This window comes from Colwellia marinimaniae (genome assembly GCF_002207865.1).
GTDB lineage: Bacteria > Pseudomonadota > Gammaproteobacteria > Enterobacterales > Alteromonadaceae > Colwellia > Colwellia marinimaniae.
Genome location: NZ_BDQM01000022.1, coordinates 33,702 through 49,080 on the forward strand (window position 1 = coordinate 33,702; position 15,379 = coordinate 49,080).

The 15,379-nt window shown below is 34.4% G+C and carries 14 protein-coding genes; 13 read left to right on the forward strand and 1 reads right to left on the reverse strand.

Annotated features, from left to right (window positions below; all coding sequences use genetic code 11):
* Positions 1 to 29: 29 nt before the first annotated feature.
* The 13 genes from MTCD1_RS12755 to galU all read left to right on the forward strand — a co-directional run bounded on the left by MTCD1_RS12755 (position 30) and on the right by galU (position 13,776).
* Positions 30 to 1,025 (forward strand): hypothetical protein, encoded by a 996-nt coding sequence (locus MTCD1_RS12755; protein WP_057181275.1) that lies wholly within the window; start codon positions 30 to 32, stop codon positions 1,023 to 1,025.
* A 24-nt stretch (positions 1,026 to 1,049) separates the two neighbouring features.
* Positions 1,050 to 2,297, forward strand: a complete 1,248-nt coding sequence (locus MTCD1_RS12760; RefSeq protein ID WP_082606519.1) for a lipopolysaccharide biosynthesis protein — start codon at positions 1,050 to 1,052, stop codon at positions 2,295 to 2,297.
* Positions 2,298 to 2,867: 570 nt separating this feature from the next.
* Positions 2,868 to 3,149, forward strand: a complete 282-nt coding sequence (locus MTCD1_RS12765; RefSeq protein ID WP_231733037.1) for an acyltransferase — start codon at positions 2,868 to 2,870, stop codon at positions 3,147 to 3,149.
* Positions 3,150 to 4,097: 948 nt separating this feature from the next.
* Positions 4,098 to 5,024: a glycosyltransferase family 2 protein gene (locus tag MTCD1_RS12780; RefSeq protein ID WP_082606518.1), complete on the forward strand. Its 927-nt coding sequence runs from the start codon at positions 4,098 to 4,100 to the stop codon at positions 5,022 to 5,024.
* Between the two features lie 136 nt (positions 5,025 to 5,160).
* Positions 5,161 to 6,378, forward strand: a complete 1,218-nt coding sequence (locus MTCD1_RS12785) for an O-antigen ligase family protein (protein ID WP_057181270.1) — start codon at positions 5,161 to 5,163, stop codon at positions 6,376 to 6,378.
* Positions 6,359 to 7,048, forward strand: coding sequence for an acyltransferase (locus MTCD1_RS12790; RefSeq protein WP_057181269.1), 690 nt, complete (start codon positions 6,359 to 6,361; stop codon positions 7,046 to 7,048). The genes MTCD1_RS12785 and MTCD1_RS12790 overlap by 20 nt, the downstream gene beginning before the upstream one ends.
* Complete coding sequence (locus tag MTCD1_RS12795) at positions 7,038 to 8,144, forward strand: glycosyltransferase family 4 protein (protein WP_057181268.1); 1,107 nt, start codon at positions 7,038 to 7,040, stop codon at positions 8,142 to 8,144. The genes MTCD1_RS12790 and MTCD1_RS12795 overlap by 11 nt, the downstream gene beginning before the upstream one ends.
* A gap of 17 nt (positions 8,145 to 8,161) precedes the next feature.
* Positions 8,162 to 9,199: a DUF1972 domain-containing protein gene (locus MTCD1_RS12800; RefSeq protein WP_057181267.1), complete on the forward strand. Its 1,038-nt coding sequence runs from the start codon at positions 8,162 to 8,164 to the stop codon at positions 9,197 to 9,199.
* A gap of 17 nt (positions 9,200 to 9,216) precedes the next feature.
* Positions 9,217 to 10,095 carry a glucose-1-phosphate thymidylyltransferase RfbA gene (gene rfbA / locus MTCD1_RS12805; protein ID WP_057181356.1) on the forward strand — a complete coding sequence of 293 codons (879 nt, stop codon included), beginning with the start codon at positions 9,217 to 9,219 and terminating at the stop codon, positions 10,093 to 10,095.
* Positions 10,095 to 10,640, forward strand: a complete 546-nt coding sequence (gene rfbC / locus MTCD1_RS12810; protein ID WP_057181266.1) for a dTDP-4-dehydrorhamnose 3,5-epimerase — start codon at positions 10,095 to 10,097, stop codon at positions 10,638 to 10,640. The genes rfbA and rfbC overlap by 1 nt, the downstream gene beginning before the upstream one ends.
* Before the next feature lie 218 nt (positions 10,641 to 10,858).
* Positions 10,859 to 11,920, forward strand: a complete 1,062-nt coding sequence (gene rfbB, locus MTCD1_RS12815; RefSeq protein WP_057181265.1) for a dTDP-glucose 4,6-dehydratase — start codon at positions 10,859 to 10,861, stop codon at positions 11,918 to 11,920.
* Between the two features lie 71 nt (positions 11,921 to 11,991).
* The gene (gene rfbD, locus MTCD1_RS12820; protein WP_057181264.1) at positions 11,992 to 12,873 is read left to right on the forward strand and encodes a dTDP-4-dehydrorhamnose reductase; all 882 of its coding nucleotides are present in this window, start codon (positions 11,992 to 11,994) and stop codon (positions 12,871 to 12,873) included.
* Entirely contained in the window at positions 12,874 to 13,776 is a 903-nt protein-coding gene (gene galU / locus MTCD1_RS12825) for a UTP--glucose-1-phosphate uridylyltransferase GalU (RefSeq protein ID WP_057181263.1), read from the forward strand.
* Between the two features lie 466 nt (positions 13,777 to 14,242).
* Here galU and MTCD1_RS12830 read toward each other — a convergent pair whose 3' ends face one another.
* Positions 14,243 to 15,367, reverse strand: coding sequence for a patatin-like phospholipase family protein (locus MTCD1_RS12830; protein WP_057181262.1), 1,125 nt, complete (start codon positions 15,365 to 15,367; stop codon positions 14,243 to 14,245).
* Between the last annotated feature and the right edge of the window lie 12 nt (positions 15,368 to 15,379).

The window sequence follows — 15,379 nt, forward strand, 5'->3', positions numbered from 1 at the left end:
AACGCCATTTGTTTTTTATGTGAGAAAAAATGTATAACTTATTCTATGTCGAATCGCCTTTACAAATGTTGTCTGCTATCTCTGCTGTCAAAAAATTTAACCAGCATAAAGCAATATTAATTGTCAACTTGAGTAATGATGTTGATAGGAAAAAAAATGATACTCAGCTATTAGCACTCATAGGCAGTGAGTGGGATAAAGTCATTATTAAAAAATCTCCGAAAGGGAGGCTTAGTGCGTTAATTGACTTGTTAAGATACGTTATCCCCTTTATTGCCCTTTATAGGAATAAAATAAATCAATACTTTATTGGAGAGTATAGGAGCATTGATATGGTTATGCTTAATATATTCATTTCTCCCAAAGAAACAATATTGCTTGATGATGGATCCTTTACAATTACTGCACAACACTATTACATAACGAATAATATCACTCCCTATGGGAACTCAATAAAACACCGGCTTTTAGAGCCTTTAATAAAGAATTTGAAAGTACCAAACCTATATTCTTTTTTTAATTTAGAGTTATTAAAAGGACAAGTTAATTATTTTGTCTTGCCTGTAAAAAAGATAATAAATATCAACAAAGGGAGTGTTTATTTTTTTGGTTCGAAACTCTCTGAGAGTAAGAATGTACTTTTAAATGATGAGCTTGATGTATTGTCACAGGTTTTGAAGCTCTATGAGGGGTATCAAGTTTATTACATCCCACATAGAGATGAAAATATAAGTAAATTGAATGTAATTGAAAAGCTAGGTTATTGTATTAAATGCTTAGGAATACCAGCAGAAGTTTATTTTGAAGAAACTGATATTATGCCTGAAATTATTATATCTTACTACTCAACCGTGTTATATACCTGCTATCTCAGGTTTAAAAATGTTGAAATACGCACCGTTAACATAGAAAGTATTATTTTACCAGAAAAATCTGCGATTAATGCAAAAGAAATATATGGATATTATAAAGGGTTAGGAATTAAGGATATAATTATTCAATCTAGCCGTATAGAACAGTTATAACTAATATTAAATAAAGAGATAACAGTGTTTAAAAACTCATTGATCTACACTTTTAGCTCAATTTTAAGTGCGGCCCTTCCATTTATGTTATTGCCTATCTTGACGCGTTACCTTTCACCTGAAGAATATGGTCAAATAGCCATGTTCAATATATTTACTGCGGCATTATTGGCAATAATTGGTTTTAGTGTTCATGGCGCAGCAAATAGACGTTTTTTTGATGACGACGTTTCAAATATGGAGTTAGCCAGATTCAATGGCAATTGTTTCTTCATTCTATTAATCAGCACTGCTTTAGCTTTGTTGGTCTTAACTTTTGTTGATAGCTTCTTAGCGAGTTATTTGGGCATTCCTAATGCTTGGATATATCTTGGGATAGCTAGTGTTTTTTGTGGTTTTGTATTGTCTATTAGATTGGGTCAATGGCAAATACGGGGGAAAGCTATATCATATGGATTTCTTCAAGTAACGAATGCTTTTATAGGTTTTTCATTTACCTTGTTATTTGTTGTTTTTCTTCATTTAGGTCCTGAAGGGCGTGTTTATGGCATTATTTTAACAAGTGTGATCCTTGCTCTTGTATCTTATTACACGCTTAGAAATGATAAACTTGTTTTGTTTGAATATAACCGACAAGATATTAAAGATGCTTTATCATTTGGTATGCCATTAATTCCTCATGTGGTTGGAGGGTTTTTATTATTATCAGTTGATCGATTAGTAATAAATAAAGAGCTCGGTCTGGAAATGACAGGTATTTACATGGTAGCTGTTAGTTTAGGCGCCGCGTTAAATATAATTTTTACTAGCCTTAATAAAGCGTTTTCACCTTGGTTGTTCGGACAGTTAAAAGAAAATAATCAAGAAATTAAGAGAGACATTGTAATAAAAACGTATTTATACTTTGTCTTTTTGATGGTGATGTCATTATTAGCTTTTTTTATCGCTCCACCACTCTTGAAATTAATTGTCGGTGTGGAATTTTATCAGGCTGCTGATATTTTACCCATGATAGTGATAGGTCAGATTTTTATTGGAATGTATTTTATGGTTACCAATTATATATTTTACGTTAAAAAAACGAAATATTTATCTTACGTAACGATTTCTTCCGGTGCTATTAATGTGGCTTTACTTCTACTGTTAATCCCCCTCTATGGTATTAGCGGCGCGGCAATTGCTTTTATGATTGCTAATTTGTGGCAATTTTTATGTACTTGGGCTGTAAGTGCGAAATTGTATACTATGCCTTGGGCTTTATGGAGAACATAAAACCAAATGCAATTGAACAAAGAGCACAGGTGTTGTTGGTGTAGGTATTGAATTGAATAAATCCTATTAATAATTACTTGTTAGCATATTATCCTCAGTATATGTAATGTTTTATTAACTTAAATTTTTATTTTTACAGGATGACAAAGGCAAGCTTAAATATATTGACTTTGTTTCCCTATAATATTTTTGTTTTCTATACTATTAATAAAAAGATGTTGAAATATGATGCCTAACTAGTTTATTTTAATACATTATTATTGTGTTTTTCGTTTAACAACGAATGTTATTTGATAATAAATATTATATAATACACTTTTAATTTTATGGCAATGTTGATGCATATATATATTTATTTTACGTAGTATAAAACGCAGGATAAGAAAGTTTTATTATACAAAAAAAGCTATAAAAAACATCAATTTTTATAAAGAAATTCCTCATGTAAACAATAGATCTACTTTTAATAATAATACCGTCTTAGGAAAAAATTGCCACTTTAACGGAATGAAGGTAAATGGAGGAGGAAAGGTAACTATTGGAGATAACTTCCATTCTGGACCTTCATGTATGATGATTACTGAAAATCACAATATCAATGGTAATGCTCTACCATATGATGAAACTTCTATTTATAAAGATATCGTAATTGGTGATAATGTTTGGTTAGGTAGTCGGGTGCTTATTTTAGGCGGTGTGAATATTGGCGAAGGCGCAGTTGTACAGGCTGGCAGTGTTGTAGTCAGGGATATCCCTGCATTATCAATTGCCGGTGGACACCCCGCAATTGTTTTTAGTAAGAGGGACAGTGAACATTACTTTTCTCTTAAGGAACAGCAAAAATTTCATTAATATTTCTTTATAAACACGTAAAAAAACAAACATAATGTAGGTGGTAACTGTAATGCTAGCAGAAATAAGATCTTTATGGATCGGAGGTGCTTTATCAAGGCTCGAAAGAGTGTGTCTAAACTCTTTTCTCCGAGCAGGACATAAGGTTTTTTTATATACAGTAAGCACACGGGGTCGTAAGCTTGACCCCGTAAGCTCCGAAGCTCCGTATAAGCAACGCAGTATTACCCCGTTAACATTAGTTGAATACCAGAAATGTTCATCAACCCGCAACGAAGCAATAATCACAGCTTATAAATCGGGTGGTTATACGATGAAGCAAATAGGAAATCACTTTAACGTGCATTATTCACTCGTTAGTCGTATAGTTGCGGCAAGTAAAAAGTAACGCCATAAGAATTGAAAGATTAAGTGCAAAATGAAAGACCTGACCCCGTAAGCTCCGACCCCGTAAGCTCCGAAGCTCCCTTAAATACCCAAAAGTTAATTTCGTTTATATTCCACATAGAGCTGAAGATAAAGTTAATTATTCAAAAGTAATTGATGAATTGGAGGTAGGCTTATTACAAACAAATCTTCCCATTGAAATGTATCTCATGAAACTAAATAAGTTACCCTCAGTGATTGTCTCCTTTTACAGTGCTGCTTTAGTTACATTGCCCGCAATATTTGAAAGTATACAGTATGGTTCAATTTTGTTGAGAGAGGAAGATCTTAATGTTGATGAAAAAAGTTATCACGCAATTAGTTCCGCTTATAAACTTATCTCTCAAAAAGTTGAGTTAATCTAACAAGTTTTGTGTACTCCTAGTATTAAATTAACTTGCTGTTTCAGTTCCTTTAGTAATTAAAAAACTTGATACAAAATATTTTAATAATTAGAGAAAGCTTTATTTTAATACCGTAGCCAGTTTATTTACTCGTCTGACTTCATAAAATTAATGATGTGTGTATAATACATGTTATTTTCCTAGCCCCACTAAAGGCATTAACTTGCAATACTCGATAATTATACCCCACTACAATGACTTCTTAGCTTTAGAAGAGCTAGTTATGAGTATCCCCAAACGTAATGACCTAGAAATTATAGTGGTAGATGACCGCAGTACGGACAAAAAAAATATAGAGAAAATTCAGGACAGATGCGTTTTTATTACAAATACATCTTCAAAAAAAAGTGCTGGAGTGTGTAGGAATATAGGAATGAAAAAGGCAAAAGGGGATTGGATACTTTTTGCAGATTCGGATGATTTATTTATAGACAATGCATTTGATGTTTTTGATCTTTATAAAAATTATAAAGAAGATATTATTTATTTTAAACCTACAAGTACTAATAAAGTAACAGGTAAGTTATCTGATAGACATATACCATTATGTGACTTGGTAAATGATTTTATTCTTTGTGACGATGAATCTATTAGGTATAAGTCTGTAGTACCGTGGAGCAAGTTAATACGAAAAGAGTTCCTAGAAAAGCATAATGTAAGCTTCGATGAAGTTATTGCGTCTAATGACGTTATGTTCTCCTTAAAGTCCGGTTTTTTTGCCAATAAAGTACTAGCTGTCGATAAAGTGGTTTATAATGTGGTTAGACGAGAAGGTAGTTTAACGAGTAATAGGAGTGCAGAAGTTATTCAATCACGACTATTAGTTACAATCGTGAGGAATAATTTTTTATATCTTCATGGTCTAAAGCAGTACCAATTATCACTATTTTCAATTATAGCTTTATACAGAGAAGCTTTGACGGTCGATATTTTTAAAGATTTACTTTTATCTCTAATCAAAGGCGAGCAACGCATATTCCCAAAGATCAGCTCGATAAAAAAATCTAGATACTTCTTATCTAATTTAATGAAAAATCAGTTTTAGTAAATTGATTCCTCTCAATTATTTTCGGTGGTATAATGTTACTTAGATAACCTGTAGTAATCTGTGGGAGACTTAAAAATCTTATAATCGCATCTATTATTTAGAAGCTAAATATTAAGTATAATGGGTAAATATATTGTTTTTTCAACAGCAAAAGCTTAGCTCAATATTCTTTTTTTCTTGCTTTATTTTACTCCCTTTTTTTGATGCTCTAAATGGTTACCTAGTTGTAAATAAAATAATAAATACGGCTGGTTTATTTTCACCATCTCAATTGGGTCGTCTTTTTTTCTCCATGCTCCTCCTATATATTATCCATAAAAGAAAGTTAGGGGTTCTTCCCTTATTTATAATATTTTATCTTTTTTTCGTTGAAGTGGTTTCCGGAATCTCACATCAAAGTCCATACGGCGTTTTCTATGGCCTTATGTATTCCTACAAGATAGCTTATTTAATTTTGTTGGTCATTGTTTTATCCTCTTATCTCAAAGAGCCAAAAGATGTTTGGCAATTAGGCCAGTACTTAACCTACAACCTGCTCATTATTTCTTTTCTCTTATGGTTTTCTACCATTACCGGAATTGGTAATAGTACTTATAATGCAGGATTTGGAACTAAAAGCTTTTTTTCTTCTGGAAATGGTTTAGGGTTGTATCTGGGGATAGGATGTCTATTCTTATTAGGCCTCAAACATTATGGTTTGTTTGATGTTTCCACTAAACGCTTATTATTGATCGCTTTCTCCATTGCTTTAATCGGTTCTAAAACTGCTTTGATATTATGCCTTGTTAACCTTATGATAATCTGCTTACTTTCTAAGCATAGGAATATTATTATAGCATTGTTTTTTATTTTGTTAATTTTGCTTCTTCCTAAAATAATTTCTCTACTTAGTATTGTATTTGATGTCATTCTTTTTCGGTTAGAAAGGTCAGATAATATTTTTATTTACCTTGGCAGTGGGAGACTTGAATATGTGGCTGATGCCTTTAGTCAATATTTAAATAGTGCACCCTCAATTATTCGGCACTTTATTGGTGCAGGTGCATTTACATCATTCCAAAATCCATCAGATGTTGTTCATTTTGATACATTGGAAACTGATCTTTTTGATTTGTTTTTCATGTATGGCTTTTTATCTGTATTATATTTCTCGACACTAATTATATTTGTTTTATATCAATTACGGGTATATAAAATATTCTTGCTTGGCATGCTACTTCTTTCATTGCACTCGGTGATAGCCGGTCACGTTCTTTTTAATGGAATGAGTTCTGTTTGTTTTGTTCTATTCATATGTATTTCTGGTTACCTATCTAAAACAAGGAAAATTCATGATAAAATCAATGCTTAAATTTGCTGTATTAAAAATAAAAGGAAGAACGATTGTTTTTGATAAGCAAGTTCGTGATGTTGACTTGATTAGCCTGTCTTTTCGACAAACTATTTGTGTACTTAGAGGCTTACTGTTCCTAAGGAAACTCGTATCCTTAGGAACAAGTGTTCAGGTGCTAACTAAGTATAAAGCTTTCTTTGGTAGAGGGGTTTCTATTGGTAGTTACTCTACAATCGATGCTATGGGAGAAAATGGGTTTTATATAGGAGCAGGATCTTCTATTGGTTCATTTTCATTGTTAAAAGTAAGTGGTACATTAACTTCCATAGGTAAAGGTATAAAGATTGGTTGTAATGTCGGTATAGGTGATTTTGCTCACATTGGAGGAGCTGGCGGTGTCATTATTGGTGATGATACTATCGCTGGTGCTTATTTAAGTATTCATCCTGAAAATCATGTTTTCTCTGATACCAATGAACTAATCCGTAATCAAGGGGTTACCAGAAAGGGTATAGAGATCGGCAAAAATTGCTGGATAGGTGCTAAAGTAACAATTTTAGATGGTAGCATAGTCGGTAATGGTTGTGTTATTGCTGCAGGTGCAGTTGTTAATGGAATATTCCCTAATAATGTTGTTATTGGTGGCGTACCCGCAAAAATTTTAAAAGAAATAAATAATGTCAAGTAATGTAGATGTGTTTTATATTCACCTTTTTAATGATTTTAGTGGAAGCCCTCGGGTATTTAGAGATGCTATAGACAGTGAAATTACCAAGGCAGAAAGCACTTATGTTTTTACTAGTAACCATTCTGGTTTTTTAGACGGAGTACGCGGAAAGCGGATTACATGTTTTTATGCTAGAAGTAATAATCGGTATATACAGCTTTTCTATTTTTTATTATCTCAAATACTTCTTTTCATTCAGTTATCATACTCTTTAATTGGTTGTCGTATAAAAGGTCGGACATCTACAGTCGTTGTGAATACTATGTTGCCCTTTGGTGCAGGTTTTGCCGCTAAACTACTGTCGACTAAAGTTGTTTATTATGTCCATGAAACGTATGTGAAACCAGAATTATTAAAACGTTTCTTACGGTTTTTTATTGAACACTGTGCAACACATGTGATTTTTGTCTCAAAATACCTAAAGGATAAAGAATCATTTAATAAGCCTATTTCAGATGTCATTTACAATGGTCTAAGAGCAGATTTTCCTATAGTTGATAAAGTAGATTCTATTAACAAATTTGAAAATAAAGAATTGTTTTTTGCTGGCTCCTTAAAAGCTTATAAGGGAATTAAAGAATTATTTCATCTGGCAGAGTATCTACCTACATTTAAAGTTAACGCTGCAATAAATTGTGAAGAAGCAGAACTAGATGAATTTATGAGTAATAAAGTAATTCCTAAAAATTTATCTATTTATGCCAGGCCATCAGACATTCAATGGTACTTTGAGCGTAGTTTTCTTGTTTTGAATTTATCATTACCTGATGATTGTGTAGAAACTTTTGGTTTATCACTTTTAGAAGGAATGGCTTTTGGCAGCCCAGTAGTATCTCCTTCTGTAGGAGGGCCTGTTGAATTTGTAAATAATAGGAATGGTTATTTAATTGATGCAAGAGAAACAAAAAAAATAGCTGAATTTGTGTTGTATTTAAATAGTTCCTTCGATATTTGGAATGAATATTCAAAGAACGCTTTTGAAACATCCAAAAAATTTACAGCATCCGAATATAAAATATCTATTCAAGAATATTTTAAGAAGTATGATTTAAATTAGATTAAAGAGTATAAAAAATGCTATCTATTATCGGTACCGTAGGGGTGCCAGCCTGTTATGGTGGTTTTGAAACATTAGTTGATAATTTGCTAGATGAACATGAACTCGATAAAAATATTACCGTTTATTGTTCGTCAAAAAGTTATACAAAAAAAGTGTCACGATATAAAAATGCCAATCTTTACTATATTCCTTTAAATGCTAACGGCTCTCAAAGTATCCCTTATGATATATGGTCGATATGTCATGCGGTATATAAAGGAACTGACAATATATTATTACTCGGCGTTTCAGGTGCTATTTGTTTACCCTTTATTCGTTTGTTTTCCCAAGTTCGAATCATCACAAATATTGACGGTTTAGAATGGCGAAGATCCAAATGGAGTGGCTTAATTAAAAAGTTTCTAAAGTTCTCTGAAAAACTTGCGGTCAAGTATTCTGATGTTGTTGTCGCTGATAATAAAGCTATCGCGGATTATGTAAAAAGTGAGTATGGGGTTGAAGCTGAGGTTATCGCTTATGGTGGTGACCATGCTGTGGTTGATAGGTTAAATCTTTCTGATGAAGGTTATGCTTTAGCTTTATGTCGGATAGAACCAGAAAATAATGTAGGGCTTATTCTCGAAGCTTTTAGCCAAACAGATAAAAAATTAAAGTTTATCGGTAATTGGGACAAAAGTGATTTTGGTCTAAAAATGAAAGCTAAATATCAACAATTTGAGAATATTGATATTATTGACCCTATATATGATATTCAAACACTTTTTGAAATTCGCCAAAAGTGCAGTTTTTATGTGCATGGACATTCTGCCGGAGGAACTAATCCTTCATTGGTTGAAATGATGCATTTTAATAAAGATGTAATTGCATTTGATTGTAATTACAATAGAGCTTCAACAGAAGATAGAGCCAAGTTTTTCCTCGATATTAAAGAATTGGTTGAGTGTATTAATAATTCTCAACTTATTAATAACGCAAAAATGATGAAAGAAATCGCGTCGCGTAGATATACATGGAAAATAGTGAAGCAACAATATTTTGATTTATTTAGATGATTTTTAAAGGTAATAAAATGAGAAAAGGAATAATACTCGCAGGTGGCAGTGGTACTCGCTTATATCCACTAACCAAGGTTGTAAGTAAGCAATTAATGCCTATTTATGATAAACCTATGATTTATTATCCACTTGCCACGTTAATGCAAGCGGGGATTCAAGAAATCCTTGTTATTTCTACCCCCGAAGAGATTCATCGTTTTGAAAACTTACTAGGTGATGGTACTAATTTTGGTATTTCAATTTCATATAAAGTACAACCTAGCCCTGATGGTTTGGCTCAGGCTTTTATTCTTGCTGAGGAGTTTTTAGACGGTTCATCAGCGGCTCTTGTTCTTGGTGATAATATGTTCTACGGTCATGATTTAACTAAGTCGCTGCAAAACGCCAGCGCTCAAAAAGCAGGCGGAACTGTGTTTGGTTATCATGTTGCTAATCCTCGTGCTTATGGCGTGGTTGAATTTGATGATGCTGGAATTGCTATTTCTATTGAAGAAAAACCTGAAGTACCCAAATCTAATTATGCAATTCCTGGATTATACTTTTTCGACTCACGTGTAGTTGAGTTTGCTAAAAATGTTAAACCTTCTGCACGTGGTGAATTAGAAATTACTGATGTTATTGATCAATACTTGCAAGCGGGTGAGTTGAAAGTTGAAATTATGGGCCGTGGTACCGCTTGGCTTGATACTGGTACTCATGATGATTTATTGGCCGCAGCAAACTTTATTGCGACTATTGAAAAACGCCAAGGTTTAAAGGTTAATTGTCCCGAAGAAGTTGCCTTTCGTAATGGCTGGTTAAGTAAAGAAAAACTTCATGAAATAGCACAACCTCTTCGTAAAAGTGGTTATGGCGAATATTTACTGAATTTAATCGATGCAAAGGTTTTTTAATGAAAATTATTGATACCAGCATCCCCGATGTGAAAATTATTGAACCTAAGGTTTTTGGTGATGAACGTGGTTTTTTCTTAGAAACTTTTCGTGATGATTGGTTTAAAAAAAATGTCGCAGATGTTACTTTTATCCAAGATAACCATAGTAAATCTAGCCAAGGTATTTTACGTGGTATGCATTATCAGTTAGAGCAAACACAAGGTAAGTTAGTACGTGTTACTTCTGGTGAGGTTTATGATGTTGCTATAGATATGCGTAAAAATAGCCCTAGTTATGGGCAGTGGTTTGGTGTATTACTTTCTGAAGCTAATAAACGCCAATTATGGGTACCTGCTGGTTTTGCTCATGGCTTTTATGTTACTAGCGAATCAGCTGAATTTGTCTATAAGTGTACTGATTATTATGCTCCTGAGCATGAGGTATCTGTTAAATGGGACGATCCTGCTTTAGGGATAGATTGGCCAATACGTCCTAATACCCAACCTTCATTATCTGCTAAAGATGAAGAAGGCCTTTTATTTATAGACGCGCCTAGTTTTTAAATAGCTATATAGTAAAAAGTAAAAAATTATGGATTCCCGATCAGAAACTTCGGGAATGACGACTGGACATAATGTGTTCTAACCGTGCAACCGTCATCCTCGTGGTGGCTTAGTCGAGGATCCGGTTTTTAGTTTTATGGATTCAGAGTAAGAATAGGTACTTGATATAAAATTCGGGAATGGCGGTGTTAACAGATATTGTATTAAAGAGAATTTAAATGAGTAAAACTATTTTTATCACGGGTGGTGCGGGTTTTATCGGCTCTGCTCTTGTTCGTTATTTAATTAATGAAACGGATAATACCGTCATTAATTTTGATAAATTAACTTATGCGGGTAATCTAGAGTCATTGAAGTCTATTGACTCAAATGAGCGTTACAATTTTGTGCAAGGTGATATTTGTAACAAAGAAGAAGTTACTGAGGTTTTAGCGAAATTTCAACCTGATTATATTATGCATTTAGCCGCAGAGAGCCATGTTGATAGATCTATTGATGGGCCTGGTGAGTTTATCGAGACAAATATTATCGGTACTTATACCTTACTTGAAGCAGCACGTAGTTATTATGTGAGCTTGAGTGAAAAGAAACAAGCTGAGTTTAGATTTCATCATATTTCAACTGATGAAGTCTATGGCGATTTAGGCGCGACAGGGTTATTTACTGAAGAAACTTCATATGATCCTAGTTCTCCCTATTCAGCTTCTAAAGCAGCTTCTGATCATTTAGTCCGTGCTTGGCATAGAACTTATCAATTGCCTGTTGTGATTACGAATTGCTCGAATAATTATGGTTCATATCATTTTCCTGAAAAGCTAATACCATTAGTTATTTTAAATGCGCTTGATGGTAAAGCAATACCTATATATGGTGACGGTAAACAAGTACGTGATTGGCTTTATGTTGATGATCATGTTCGTGCTTTATATAAAGTAGTCAGTCAAGGTAAGTTAGGCGAAACATACAATATTGGTGGTTTCAATGAAAAACAAAATATTGAAGTCGTTAATACTATCTGTAATCATTTAAATGATTTGATTGCTGATAAGCCTAAAGGTTTGACTGACTTTAATGAGCTAATAACTTATGTAACAGACCGTCCAGGACATGATGTACGTTATGCCATTGATGCTAATAAGATAAATAAAGAGCTTGGCTGGCATCCGCAAGAAACCTTTGATTCAGGCATCAAAAAAACCATAGAGTGGTATTTGGCCAACCTTGAGTGGTGTAAACACGTTCAAGATGGCAGTTATCAACGAGAACGCTTAGGTAGTTAACTGTTACTAGTTACGGCAACATAAAGTTGCCGTTTTTAGTTGCAAGGTATGAGATATATGAGAAATAAGTTATGAAAGTAATTATTATTGGAAAAAGTGGACAGTTAGCAAATGAATTGGTTGCTGAATTACCTGTAGGTATAGATGTTTTATCTTTGGGACGAAATGATGTTGATATCACTTTATATGATAACTTATCTACTAGGGTTCACCAGTTTCAGCCGAATGTTATAATTAATGCTTCTGCTTATACCGCTGTTGATAAAGCTGAATCTGATAGTGATGCTGCTTATGCTATTAATGAAACTGCTGTTGCAGTAATAGCTAAAGTTGCTAAAGAACATAATTGTCGTTTTTTACATGTGTCTACTGACTTTGTTTTTGATGGTGATAGTAATCAAGCTTATGATGTTTTTAGTCAAACTAATCCCACAAGTGTTTATGGTGCGTCTAAGTTAGCCGGTGAACTGGCTATTAAAAATACTTACCCTATGAATAGTGCAATTATTAGAACGTCATGGGTCTATTCAACGTTTGGTAATAATTTTGTTAAAACAATGTTGAGATTAATGAAAGAAAAAGAACAGCTTGGCGTAGTAGGTGACCAAATTGGCTGTCCTACAAGTGCTAAAGGCTTAGCTCAATTTCTTTGGTTACTTGCTAGTCAAGGCGAGATTAAGCAAGTTTATCATTGGAGTGATGCTGGAGTTGCTTCTTGGTATGACTTTGCTGTTGCTATTCAAGAGTTAGGGTTAAAACATGGCTTACTTGATAAAAAAATTCCAATTTCAGCTATAGCTTCATCGTCTTACCCAACCCCCGCTAAAAGACCAAAATTCAGTTTGTTAAATTCATCTGAGAGCGCCTTACTGAGTAAACCAGTTCACTGGCGTGAGCAATTAGATCTTTGTTTAATTAAATTGTCATCTGAAAATAAAGGAATTAGATCATAAATGTCGAATAACAAAATAACAAAAGCAGTGATCCCCGTCGCAGGTCTAGGCACACGTATGCTACCTGCCACTAAAGCCATTCCTAAAGAAATGTTGCCAATAGTTGATAAACCCATGATTCAATATATTATTGATGAGTGTGTGGCTGCGGGAATTAAAGAAATAGTATTGGTAACTCATTCGTCTAAAAATGCTATAGAAAATCACTTTGATAAATCGTTTGAACTTGAAACTACCTTAGAAAATCGTGTTAAGCGTCAACTTTTAGCCGAAATTCAAGCTATTTGCCCTAAAGGTGTGACCATTATGCATGTCCGTCAAGGTGAAGCTAAAGGCTTAGGCCATGCGGTGTTAAAAGCGCGACCTATTATTTGCGATTCACCGTTTGTGGTGGTTTTACCTGACGTCATTTTAGATGAGGCTTCAGCGGATTTAAAAACTGAAAACTTAGCGGCGATGTTAAAGCGTTATAACGAAGTAGGGCATAGCCAAATAATGGTTGAGCCTGTTCCTATGGACATGGTCAGTAATTATGGTGTTGCAGATTGTGACGGGCACAAGCTTGCAGCTGGTGAATCAAAAGCGATGACTGCCATTGTTGAGAAACCACCTATGGATGAAGCGCCTTCGAATTTAGCTGTGGTTGGTCGTTATGTATTATCAGAGAAAATTTGGGACATGCTCGAGTTTACGCCGCCTGGTGCCGGTGATGAAATTCAATTGACCGATGCTATTGCCAGTTTAATGAAAATAGAAACCGTTGAAGCGTTTCATATGACAGGTAAGTCTCACGATTGTGGCTCTAAACTAGGCTATATGAAAGCTAATGTAGAGTACGGTTTACGTCATCCAGAATTAGGAGATGATTTTAAAGCTTTTTTGCAAGAAATTATTAAAGCTTAGTGTTTCTGTGTTCAGGGGCTTTGGGATTTTAGACACTAGTAATTTTTACCACCGAGGACACAGAGGCTTCGTTACACGGATAAAATATCAGTTCTGAAGTGATGAGATATAAATAGAATGCTTTTCATCAAACTTTGGCTTTGGCAAGTTTAAGTCACTTCTTCTGTGTAGCGTTTAGCGCCTCGGTGTTCTCGGGGGTAGCGATTTAATGTTTTTAGTAACTTTAAGCAAATTTACCACAGAGATCACAGGGGCTTCGCTACACCGAGAAGACACAAGAGCTTAAGTAGAAATTGCTGACAATATGCTCAGGATAATAAGCTCCTACATTCTCTAATAAGGTACTTCCTGTACCGTCTGCATTGTTTCATAAGTAGCGTTCATGCCATGTCCGACTAGAAACTTCGCGAATGACGATTTTCACTTTGGGCACATTATTTCTCTGCTAGCTAGCATTCCAACTCGTTTATGGCTGAAATGGTCTAATCTTTGTTATATCTTGTTTCATGACAAACTCATTAAAACATTCTGCTAGCCTAGTTGTTTGTTCTAATACCTTTAACCAGTACTTAATTCTGGTTGAACTATCAAGTTCGGTAAAATCAGTTCTATCGGGGATTTTTTTAAAAGGCAGTGATTGTATAAATTTCGCTGATGGGGCTAGCAGTACGGTATTTTCATAACTGCTGCTGAGTACCTGGCGAGTTGAATTTTTATCAAACCATCCCGCTTTTGGTGCTGAGCAAAAGTGCGGATATAGGGTTAAACCGTCGTTATTCCCAGTACTTGCAAATTCTTGACTGTCTTTATCGACCTTGTAATTATCGGAACTATGCCCTTGACCACCATTGCTCAAGGAAAAGTCAAAATGATAATCAATAATGCCACCATCTCGGTAGGTGCCTTTAGCTGAGCCAGCAATATGTTTGATGCCCGACATCACCATAGGGATTGAACCGGAAGCGAGTAGGGCACTTTTAATATTTTCGTGGGTTAAGTTTTGATAAACATTGCTGAAATTATAGGGGTCATTTATTGTTAAGGTGCTGCTTGGCTGTTTGAATATATATCGTTGGTATTGCTTGTTAAGTAACCTTCTAGCCATTTTATTTAGCAAGATACTTTTAATTAATCCAGCACCTTGCAACAGCTTATTATCAAAAGCGGTTAAGCCATGGCATTTAGACACCAGAAAGTGAGCTTTAAATACTTTATTGTTGATAACCTCAACGGCGCCATTAGTCGAAAATATCTGGTCAACTATATCTACCGCTGTACTTGCTATTTCCTCGGCACTCGGTTTTTTTGAATAAACAGTATGGGCATAATTATGTGCTAACCGCTCTATGGCTTGTACCGGGTTATTTTGTGTTAAACATGCCGCGCGAAAGGCACCGGCACTAGAGCCGATTAAATTTAGCTCTGAACTGCGGCCTTTGAAAAACTCACCAAAAAGGTATTTATCTAAACCAAACAGGGTAAACCATTTAGGGCCACCACTAGCGCCAAGGAAATTAGTGAAAAGTTCTTGTTTAAAGCCTTGCTCTTGTATGGTCTTTAAGGCGTTTTTTCCAGCGTATATCTCTAGCATTGCTGCAATAAT

What these genes read in the sequence shown, in the direction of transcription:
- MTCD1_RS12755 (WP_057181275.1), top strand. Translation starts at nt 30, where the DNA reads ATGTATAACTTATTCTATGTCGAATCGCCTTTACAAATGTTGTCTGCT.
- MTCD1_RS12765 (WP_231733037.1), top strand. Translation starts at nt 2,868, where the DNA reads ATGATGATTACTGAAAATCACAATATCAATGGTAATGCTCTACCATAT.
- MTCD1_RS12790 (WP_057181269.1), top strand. Translation starts at nt 6,359, where the DNA reads ATGATAAAATCAATGCTTAAATTTGCTGTATTAAAAATAAAAGGAAGA.
- MTCD1_RS12795 (WP_057181268.1), top strand. Translation starts at nt 7,038, where the DNA reads ATGTCAAGTAATGTAGATGTGTTTTATATTCACCTTTTTAATGATTTT.
- MTCD1_RS12800 (WP_057181267.1), top strand. Translation starts at nt 8,162, where the DNA reads ATGCTATCTATTATCGGTACCGTAGGGGTGCCAGCCTGTTATGGTGGT.
- rfbA (WP_057181356.1), top strand. Translation starts at nt 9,217, where the DNA reads ATGAGAAAAGGAATAATACTCGCAGGTGGCAGTGGTACTCGCTTATAT.
- rfbC (WP_057181266.1), top strand. Translation starts at nt 10,095, where the DNA reads ATGAAAATTATTGATACCAGCATCCCCGATGTGAAAATTATTGAACCT.
- rfbB (WP_057181265.1), top strand. Translation starts at nt 10,859, where the DNA reads ATGAGTAAAACTATTTTTATCACGGGTGGTGCGGGTTTTATCGGCTCT.
- rfbD (WP_057181264.1), top strand. Translation starts at nt 11,992, where the DNA reads ATGAAAGTAATTATTATTGGAAAAAGTGGACAGTTAGCAAATGAATTG.
- galU (WP_057181263.1), top strand. Translation starts at nt 12,874, where the DNA reads ATGTCGAATAACAAAATAACAAAAGCAGTGATCCCCGTCGCAGGTCTA.
- MTCD1_RS12830 (WP_057181262.1), bottom strand. Translation starts at nt 15,367, where the DNA reads ATGCTAGAGATATACGCTGGAAAAAACGCCTTAAAGACCATACAAGAG.